Origin of the sequence: Paenibacillus sp. oral taxon 786 str. D14, from assembly GCF_000159955.1 — a bacterium.
GTDB lineage: Bacteria > Bacillota > Bacilli > Paenibacillales > Paenibacillaceae > Fontibacillus > Fontibacillus phoenicis.
This window is the reverse complement of sequence record NZ_GG696003.1, coordinates 2,302-9,719: the sequence shown is the minus strand read 5'-3', so window position 1 is coordinate 9,719 and position 7,418 is coordinate 2,302. Positions and strand designations below refer to the sequence as shown.

Sequence of the window (7,418 nt, the reverse complement as noted above, 5' to 3'; positions counted from 1 at the left end):
GGCTTCGCCTTGCTCTTGACCGGCAGGCGCTCCTCCGCGCCTTCGAGCCGGCCGGCGCAGCGGGCCATCACCGGACAGATCAGGCATTGCGGCGACTTAGGCGTGCAGACAAGCGCGCCCAGCTCCATCAAAGCCTGATTAAAATCGGAGGCCCGCCCTTCCGGGATCAGCTCCGCGGCCAGCTCCTCCATGAGGGTGCGTGTCCCAGCCTTCGCGACGTCTTCCTCGATGAGGAAGTAGCGCGACAGCACCCGCATGACGTTACCGTCCACCGCCGGTTCCGGGCGGTTAAAAGCAATGCTCAAGATCGCCCCGGTCGTATACGGGCCAACCCCCTTCAAGGCGGATACCTCCGCCTTGGTATCCGGCACGATCCCTCCGTGCCGCTCCATCACCTGCTTGGCCGCGGCCTGCAGATTGCGGGCCCGCGAATAATAGCCAAGGCCCTCCCAGCATTTCAGCACCTCTTCCTCCGGCGCCTCTGCCAGATCCCGAATCGTCGGAAACCGCTCGATAAACCGCTGAAAATACGGAATCACCGTATCCACACGCGTCTGCTGCAGCATAATTTCCGACACCCAAATATAATAAGGATCGCGATGCCTGCGCCAAGGCAAGTCCCGCTTCGACCGCTCATACCAACTAAGCAGTTCTGTACTGAAAAATACCCGTGTTTCCCTGTTTCCCCGCATCCTGCTCTCCTTCTATTCCACGCGTTCCACCACGGCAAAGGCCGAAGCCAGTTGCCGCTCATGCGTAATGCTAAGATGTATGGTATACCCGCTGCCCTCCGGTCGGCCGACACCAGACAGACCAAGTCGTTCCCAGGCTCCCGGCGTCAGTGTCACAAACGGTTTCCCGTGCGCATCGGGCAAAATCTCGATATCAGTAAAGCTTAGCACCTGACCGATGCCACAGCCAAACGCCTTGCTGACGGCTTCCTTCGCCGCAAACCGCCCCGCCAAGAACTCCGCCGGTCGGGCAGCTTGTCCAGGCAGCTCCAGCTCCGCCACGGTTAAGATCCGCCGGCGCAGCCGTTCGCCGTTCGACTTGTTTAACAAGCGCTCCATGCGCTGGATTTCGACGATGTCATGTCCGATTCCGAAAATCAACAGGCAGCCCTTCTTCCTTCAAAAACTTCTCTCCATGCGCCCCGTCCGAGTCAAGCCCATAAACGGTCGCTTCCCCCATTGTAGCAGGGAACGGGGGGAGGCGCGAGTCTTGCCACAGGGATTGACAAATCACCGGCCAAACGGGAGACAAGCGGCACTGCTCCTCCCCTTCCCCTATGCTATACTGAAGCTAGCTTATCTTCCCAACCGCAAGAATGATCAAGAAGCCAATTTTTCGGTCCGCTATACTTGAACCATAGACCGGTCTGGAGGCAGTTATGAATCAAATCAACACCATTCAAAAAAGCATCGATTATATCGAAGAACGGCTAGGCGAGGGGCTCACGTTGGCTGAGGTGGCCAAGGCGATGTTTTACTCGGAATACCATTTTCATCGCACGTTCCTGTTTTTCGTCGGCGAGACGATGACGTCTTATATCCGAAAGCGCAGATTGTCTCTAGCAGCCGAACTCCTGGCACATTCAGATCTGAAGATAGTCGACATCGCGCTGCGCTGCGGCTTTGGTTCCCATGAGGCCTTTACCCGGGCCTTCCGGAAAATGTACGGAATCCTGCCTACGGAATGCCGCCGCCGCGGCCGCCCGCCATACCTGGTACCCAGGGCCAATCCGCTTCGAGATTTCGTTGCTCAAATTACTTATGATTGGGGAGAGTATGTCATGCAATACCGTATTGAACAGATTCCAGCTAAGCGCATCCTGGGTTTCGCAATCCAAACAACCACGGAGGATGGACAAAATCACAAGGACATTCCAGCGTTCTGGCAAAAATATATGCATGAACAATGGGGCTCCCGCGTCCCCGGCAAACTCCATCCAAATGTTGAACTCGGCGTCTGCACCGCCCTCGATGAAGACGGCACGTTCCGCTATATCATCGGCTTTGAAGTCGACGAAACAACCGAGGTTCAGGAAGGACTCACCGAGTATCGGGTCCCAGCGCAAACCTATGCGATCTTCACCACTCCGCCAGCAGGTGAAGCCGATTTCTCCTCGTCCATTCAGCAGACATGGGACGAAATCTTTACGAGCTGGTTCCCGACGTCCGGCTACGAGCAAGTGGCTGCGCCCGATTTTGAATGGTATGATGAACGCTGCTGGCCGAAGGAAGGTAAACAGATCGACATTTATATCCCGGTTCAGCCATCCGGAGCAAAGGCGTAACCCCGTTGCCCCCAACATCATAGTAACCCGCAACAAAAAGAAACAACCCGGCTCCACCCAACGGAGAACCGGGTTGTTTTGTTATTCGTAACGCAGCGATTCGATAGGGTGCAGCTTGGAGGCTTTGTTGGCTGGGTACAAGCCGAAGAAAATACCCACCGCAGCCGAAAATCCAAAGGCCAGCAAAATCGCCCAAATCGAGATGACAAACGGCCACCCCGAGATCAAAGCGAACACCCAGGCCGCCAATAACCCTAACAGGGCGCCAATCGTGCCCCCGATAAACGAGAGGATGACCGCTTCGATCATAAACTGGAGCATGATCGTCCCCGGCGTCGCGCCAATCGCTTTGCGGATCCCGATTTCCCGGGTCCGTTCCGTGACGGAGACCAGCATGATGTTCATGACCCCGATCCCCCCGACAAGCAGGGAGATGCCGGCGATAGAACCGATGATCGTTTGCAGGATGGAGAACGTGCTTTTTATCATTTGTTCCGCATCCCTTGCCGATTCCGTGACATAAGCATCCTTGCTTACGTTTTTCCGGTCCGCAAGCCAGGACTTGACCGTCTCCACCGTTTCATCCATTCTCTCCGGCGATGTGGGCAGAATCTCGAGCATACTTAAGCGATCGCTTGCCCCTTCCCCGTCCAGCATAGCCGTAATCGGTGTGTAAGCGGAGTAACGCTCTCCGCCAAAGCTGCTCATGAGGCTCTCCGGCGCCTTGTACACCCCAACAATCCGGAACATCCCTCCGGATAATTGGATTTTCCGGCCGATTGCCCCTTGCGGGGAACCAAACGCTTTATTGGCATATTTGGCCTCAACTACAAGGATTTTTTGACGCGCCCGCTCCTCTTGTGAGTTAAAAAACCTGCCCGCCACCACATCGATTTTCTGCATTTTAGGCGAATCCGAGGTCGTCCCAGTGATACTAAATTGCAGCTCTTCCTTCTTAAGCTTACCGGTCATCCCATAGGAAGACGACGACGAAACGTAACGGACCCCCGGGAGCTTACGAATCTCTGCCAATTCACGCTGCCGGAAATAGGTATTGTCCTCGGGTTCTCCGTTGTTATAGTTCGGATAGATCAGAAAATACCCATCCTCATAGTTAGAAATCTCCGACATAATCGAGCTTTGTCCAGCCTGGCCAATAGACACAACCGTGACCACCGCAGCGACGCCAAAAACGATGCCGATCATCGTCAGGAAGGAACGTAGCTTGTTCATTCGGAGATTGTCCAGGGCAACAAGGATGCTCTCCCAAATGCTCATCCGCCAACACTCCCTTTACGCTTGTCGCTTAGGATCCGTCCGTCCCCAAACGTGATGATCCGGTCGGCATGCTCGGCGATGTCCGGTTCGTGGGTAACGAGCACGATCGTCGTCCCTTCGGCGTGAATTTCTTTGAACAAATCCATGATTTCATAGGACGATTTCGTATCTAGGTTCCCGGTAGGCTCATCGGCCAGCAAGATCGGTGCGTTCATCGTCAGCGCCCGGGCGATCGCCACCCGCTGTTTCTGACCGCCGGAAAGCTCGTTTGGGCGGTGCTTAACCCGTTCAGCCAGCCCAACCCTGCGAAGCAGCTCAAGTGCCCGCTCGTTGCGCTTCTCCCGGGGGATGCCGGCGTACATCATCGGCAGCGTGACGTTTTGCAGCACGGTTTGCCGGCCCAGCAGATTAAAGCTCTGGAAAACGAACCCGATTTTCCGGTTCCGTACGCGTGCCAACTCCTCCTCGCTCAGCGACTCTACCGGAGCTCCGTCCAGCTCATAGCTGCCGGAGGTCGGGACGTCCAGGCAGCCGATAATGTTCATCAGCGTTGATTTGCCCGAGCCTGATGAGCCCATGATGGCCACGAACTCGCCTTTCTCGATGTGCAGATCAATGGGGGTCAAAGCCTGTACCTCAAGGGGACCGTTTTTGTATATTTTGGTGATGCCTTTGAGTGTAATCATTTCACCTTCACCTTAGCGCCATCCTGCAGCTTGTCGCCGCCTTCCACCACGACCAGATCGCCTGCGGCCGCCCCGGAGACCAATTCAATTTGATCCTCGCCTTCCTTCCCCGTTGTAACCGGCACCTTAACGGCAACACCGTCCTGAACCTTAAAGACGTATACCTGCTCACCGTCGTACTGAACCGCGTCGATTGGCGCAAGAAGCCGCTCCTTATCGGGAATCTCCATCTCTACCGTGACGTTATACCCCGGACGAAGCTCCGGCGATACTTGATTCAGGCTGACTTCCATTTCCACCGACGTATCCTTGGATGTTGGATCGGTCACCCCCGCCGTAGGAGCCAAATACGAGATACTGCCCTCATAACTGTCCGAAAAAGCCTCACCGGTAACCACGGCCTTCATCCCTTGCTCCGCCTTGCCTGCATCCAGCTCATTCAGGTATGCACTTACTTTAAGCCGGCTCACATCGGCAATCGTTGCGATTTCGCTGCCTTCGGCCAGCATTTGACCTGCGTTTACCGCAAGTGAGGTGACAACGCCGTCGGCTGGGGCTAGCACCTGCTGATTGGCGAGCTGCTTCTCCAGGGATTGGATCGTCAGCTGACTGGAACGAATACGCAAATCATAGGTGGTAAGGTCCAACTCCTCCGGTTCGAGGTCCGGGTTTTCGAGACGCGCTTGCTTGAAGCTTTCAAAATGCTGCTTTTTGGCCGCCAGTCGTTCCGCTTCGGTCAATTGCAGATTAATCCGTTCCTTCTCCAGTTGCTCCCGCACTTGCTCCATGCTCAGCGTAAGGAGAACCTGCCCTTTCTTGACCGTATCGCCTGACTTCACCTTTACCGCTTCCACCAATCCGCTTGCCGGAGCGTACACCGAGGTCGTCTGTCCCGGCTCCAGCTTGCCGTTCGTGTAGATTTGCTCGACGATTTTGCCCATCTCTACGGCGGTAACCTTCACTTCAGTTGCCCGATTCAACCCAATCAGGTTGGCAACGACCAACGCGATGACCGCCAAACCGACGATGGCGCCCCAAAACCATTTTTTCTTCAACAAGTCCATCACCTATCCTGTTATGTATAATTCCGGACTTAAACCAGCAACAGCGATCCCAGCGATAACACGAGCCATGCTACAATAATCCAACCTGCCACCGTTTTGTAAGGCCGTTTCATCATGACCGAAGAGCCGATAATATACAGTACGAGCCCCCAAATCGAAAATGGATTGATCAAGGATAAGAACTGGTACATTGGGCTGGACTTATCGGAGATAAAGGCCCCCAAGCTCAGCGAAACATCCGTGACGGACTGCACGTCCATCGTCATGATCATAATTCCCGTGATCAAGCTGCCTAACAGCCCCGGCAGAGCGGAATAAGCAGCGATGGAAACAAACTGCATGTATTTGCCTTCACCGCGCACGACTAAATTCAGCAGCAACAACAGCAGGCCTGTCACGAAAATCGTGATAATCGGCATCACTACGCCCATCACGTAAGCAGACGTCTTCGCTGTCGCCATAAACGTCGCCTGCATCGCGGCATCCAACTGTTGACTTTGGATCTGCCGTTGAAATTCCTTCTCCAGCACCGGCATCTGCATGTAGATCACGACAACGGAGACAAGGATCATCACCGCAAGCGCAAAGAGCCAAGCGGTCTTACTCTCCCGCACCCGCCTAAACGTTTCCACCGGAGCTGTAAAAATCGTAAATACGTTTTTCATAGAAACTCCCTCCTCCTCCTCAAATCTCCCAACATCATTCCATTTCATATAAAATGTAAGACTAGAATTATGTTATATATACGAACAAAGTCGCAAAGAGATTCAAGTTAGGCCCAATTTACAACTCATGCTAGAGCTCGTGAACACCACATCCATAGGAAGCTCGCTAGGTTTCCCTGCCATTATACCCTCCTGTCCCATTTCCGCCACAGACTAGGATCACTGCTGGACCTAAGCCCAAGCTCACTCAAATTGTAAAAGATCGGCGTCCCTTTACGTCCCCTGGCGTCCCTTGGCTTCCCCTGCCCCTTGGGCCCTTCTCGCGCGCCACTCTTTTCGCCATTATCCCTTTTGCTCAGAACGGGGGATCGGGGAAGGAGATCTTCTTGCTGCTCCACTTTGCACAATTATCCCTTTTGCTCAGAATTGAGAGATCCATGGACGGGAGTGAAATGAGGTCCCCGGGGAGCTGATCTTTCCTTTTCCATAAAGATAAGAATGACTTTCTGGGATTTTTTTCTTGTAAATAGAACGTATGTTTGGTATAATGAAAAAAAGAGAACATACGTGCGCATTTATTGAGTTAGAGGATTTGAATTGGAGGAATCGGACATGGAGTTAGGTATGAATACGGAGCTGCTTCAACCTGTCAGCAGCCGTTTTCAAAGTGAGGCGGACTGCATTGAGGCGATCATCACTATGAAGTGGCCAAACGGATTTGTTTGCCCGCGCTGCGCTTATAGCGAGTGCACCCGCCTGTCCTCCCGACGCCTTCCTTTGTTTGAGTGCGGACGATGCGGCTATCAGGCATCGCCTTTGGTCGGCACGATTTTTGAAAGAACCCATCTGCCCCTTGTGAAGTGGTTTCGAGCCCTCGAATTGTTCCTGCTTCCCGACGGCATCTCGGCGCTGCGGTTGAGTCAGGTCATTGAAGTTACCTACAAGACCGCTTGGCTCATGCTGCACAAAATCCGTCATACCCTCGGCGAATGCGATGCCCGGGAACTGCTCTCTGGAGACGTGAAGGTAAACTGCGATCAGTATGCGTATGATTCGTCGCGTTATCATCCGGCTGCTCAGCCATATGCCACCGCGGTTGTAGCCGGCTGCACGGTCACGGAATATGGCGAGCCGGAGCGGGTGAAGATCCAGCTGATATCGCATAAAAGAGGACAACGTGCCGACCGGCATGATCTCGCCGCGTTCATCCATGATCATATCGATGTCCATACCTCCACCGTTCAGTCGTTCCATTTGGCTTATCGGCTGTATTTGCCTTTGCGTAAAGAAGTAAGAGCGGCGTGGAACTCGCTTAAGCGCACGTATATTGCCTTGGGGCTAACACATTTGCAGGCGTATTTGAATGAATACACCGTCCGCCGCCATCTGCGCATGTCCCCTTCCGAGGAAGAAATGCGTCATAATATGC

8 protein-coding genes are annotated in these 7,418 nt (G+C 54.0%); 2 read left to right on the top strand and 6 right to left on the bottom strand.

Translation table 11 applies throughout. From position 1 onward, the window contains the following. Together mutY and acpS are read right to left on the bottom strand one after the other, a co-directional pair. A partial coding sequence (gene mutY, locus POTG_RS22035) for an A/G-specific adenine glycosylase (protein ID WP_009227065.1) occupies positions 1 to 692 on the bottom strand: 692 nt, incomplete at its 3' end. 12 nt (positions 693 to 704) lie between these two features. Beyond that, positions 705 to 1,112, bottom strand: a complete 408-nt coding sequence (acpS, locus tag POTG_RS22030) for a holo-ACP synthase (RefSeq protein WP_009227064.1) — start codon at positions 1,110 to 1,112, stop codon at positions 705 to 707. A 278-nt stretch (positions 1,113 to 1,390) separates the two neighbouring features. On the opposite strand from acpS, the gene POTG_RS22025 reads away from it, so the two are divergent. Continuing rightward, entirely contained in the window at positions 1,391 to 2,296 is a 906-nt protein-coding gene (locus POTG_RS22025; RefSeq protein WP_009227063.1) for an AraC family transcriptional regulator, read from the top strand. Between the two features lie 81 nt (positions 2,297 to 2,377). Here POTG_RS22025 and POTG_RS22020 read toward each other — a convergent pair whose 3' ends face one another. Genes POTG_RS22020 through POTG_RS22005 form a run of 4 tightly spaced genes read right to left on the bottom strand, consistent with a single transcriptional unit; the run spans position 2,378 to position 5,989 of the window. Then, a complete protein-coding gene (locus tag POTG_RS22020; protein ID WP_009227062.1) occupies positions 2,378 to 3,574 on the bottom strand; it encodes an ABC transporter permease in 1,197 nt (398 codons plus the stop codon). Beyond that, positions 3,571 to 4,260, bottom strand: a complete 690-nt coding sequence (locus POTG_RS22015) for an ABC transporter ATP-binding protein (protein WP_009227061.1) — start codon at positions 4,258 to 4,260, stop codon at positions 3,571 to 3,573. Before POTG_RS22015 ends, POTG_RS22020 begins: the two co-directional genes overlap by 4 nt. Further along, positions 4,257 to 5,324 (bottom strand): efflux RND transporter periplasmic adaptor subunit, encoded by a 1,068-nt coding sequence (locus POTG_RS22010; protein WP_232282376.1) that lies wholly within the window; start codon positions 5,322 to 5,324, stop codon positions 4,257 to 4,259. Before POTG_RS22010 ends, POTG_RS22015 begins: the two co-directional genes overlap by 4 nt. Before the next feature lie 29 nt (positions 5,325 to 5,353). Next, positions 5,354 to 5,989, bottom strand: a complete 636-nt coding sequence (locus POTG_RS22005) for a YIP1 family protein (protein WP_157273559.1) — start codon at positions 5,987 to 5,989, stop codon at positions 5,354 to 5,356. A 612-nt stretch (positions 5,990 to 6,601) separates the two neighbouring features. Here POTG_RS22005 and POTG_RS22000 point away from each other — a divergent pair. Beyond that, the coding region (locus tag POTG_RS22000) for a transposase (RefSeq protein WP_009227058.1) at positions 6,602 to 7,418 on the top strand (817 nt) is incomplete at its 3' end.